Here is a 1992-nt window from a genome sequence, read left to right as displayed (position 1 = left end):
TGCCACTACGTAAAATCCGGCCCAGATTATTTGCAACTAGGCCCACATTATTTGCAACTGAAAAGTTCCCTAACCACCAGAAAAACGCACGTTTTCTTGGCGATATAATTATTTGTGAAAAATGATTGAAAACAAACAAAATAACTCATAGAGAAAATCAACATAAGCTGATAGACTAATTCTGTAGTTTCTTTGCTATGGGATGATTATGTTAATTGGATATATGCGCATTTCTAAATCAGATGGCAGCCAACTGCTTGATTTGCAAAAAGACGCTTTATTAAAAGCAGGAGTTGATCCCAAATATGTTTATCAAGATCTTGCTTCTGGGCGAAAAGATGACCGACCTGGATTAAATGCATGCATTAAAGCATTACAACCTGGCAACACGCTGGTGGTGTGGAAGCTGGATAGACTTGGTCGTGACATGAAGCATCTCGTTAATCTTATAGATGAACTCAATCACAAAAAAGTTGGTTTTAAAGTATTGTCTGGCGCTGATATTGATACAACTACCGCAAATGGGCGACTCGTATTTGGTATTTTTGCATCGTTAGCTGAGTTTGAACGAGAGCTTATTCGTGAACGGACTCAAGCTGGGTTACTAGCTGCCAGAGCGAGGGGTCGCAATGGGGGTAGACCAAGAAAGATGGATGAGCACACCATCAAAATGGCAATGGTAGCAATGAGTGATCGTAATTCGGTTGCACATGAAGTCGCAAAACGCCTAAATATCACTACCACGACACTTTATACGTATGTTAATGGAGATGGTTCTCTCAAAGAGGCTGGCAGTAAGCTACTTAATCAATCCAACCGAGAACAAAACTAACATGGGAAAGCAAATACCTGTCGAGCAGTTAATTATTTTGCATAATCAATTAGGTGCCTACCCACCAAAGCATTCTGCACGAAAAAGCTTGATTGAAGAGTTTGCCCATAGCTTTGGCGTAACATCCAGTACAGTTTATCGGCAATTGCGCCAGTGTATCGACTTTGGCCCTCACAAACGAAAGGATTTTAATCAACCCAGAACAATTTCATCCGATGAGATGCTAATGTACTGCCGTCTTATTGCTGCACTCAAAATCCGTACCAGCAATAAAAACAATCGACATCTTTCTACACCTAAATGTATTGAGATCCTTGAGTTACATGGCATTGAAACAGCCCAAGGGTTAATTAAAGCGCCAGTCGGTGTTTTAAAGAAAAGCACGGTGAATCGTTACATGACGCAATGGGGATTTAATCATCACACCCTGTTATCTGTTGAACCAATTGTCGTCCATTTCGAGGCAGAAGAAAGTAATGAGTGTTGGCAGTTTGATTTTACGCCATCAGATTTAAAAAAACTGACTAAAAGCAGTGACTATAAATTGTTTCTTGCAAGCGTTACTGATGACAAAAGTGGCGTACTTTATTCGGAATATATTGAGACATCAGGCGAAGATGTATTAACTGCCTTAAAATTTTTGTTTAATGCAATGTCTGCTAAAAAAATATCAGGATTTCCTTTTCAAGGGATCCCACAGACGCTTTACACCGATAATGGGGCCTTCGCACGTAGTGCGTTATTTAGAAGGGTTTTGACATGTCTTGGTATCGATCTCAAGACACATATGCCACGAGGATCGGACGGAAGACGAACCACCGCACGCAGTAAGGGCAAAGTTGAGCGAACGAACAGAACCACAAAAGAATCTTTTGAAACCTTGTTTCACTTTCATCAACCTGCCTCATTGGATCAGGCAAATGAGTGGTTAATAAATTATTTATTCCAATATGCTGAAATGCCCCATCGCGCTGATAAATTAAAACGCTTACAAGCCTGGCTGAAGTATCTGCCAACGAACGGTTATCGACAAATGTGTTCTTGGGAAAAGTTTTGTCAATTTGTTCGTGAGCCAGAAACACGCCTTGTGGGTTCAGATGCCTGTGTTAGTATAGACGGCATCTCCTATCAGCTAACTCCAGATATGGCGGGACATGAGG

Annotated in this window: 2 protein-coding genes; both read left to right on the top strand. The window is 40.9% G+C overall.

What is annotated here, in order from left to right:
• Positions 1 to 208 precede the first annotated feature (208 nt).
• Positions 209 to 832 carry a recombinase family protein gene (locus T345_RS0110725; protein WP_028389335.1) on the top strand — a complete coding sequence of 208 codons (624 nt, stop codon included), beginning with the start codon at positions 209 to 211 and terminating at the stop codon, positions 830 to 832.
• 1 nt (position 833) lies between these two features.
• On the top strand, positions 834 to 1992 hold a 1159-nt coding region (locus tag T345_RS0110720), incomplete at its 3' end, for a DDE-type integrase/transposase/recombinase (RefSeq protein ID WP_035918917.1).

This window comes from Legionella fairfieldensis ATCC 49588, assembly GCF_000621525.1.
Taxonomy (GTDB): Bacteria; Pseudomonadota; Gammaproteobacteria; order Legionellales; family Legionellaceae; genus Tatlockia; species Tatlockia fairfieldensis.
This window is presented reverse-complemented; position numbering and strand designations above follow the sequence as displayed.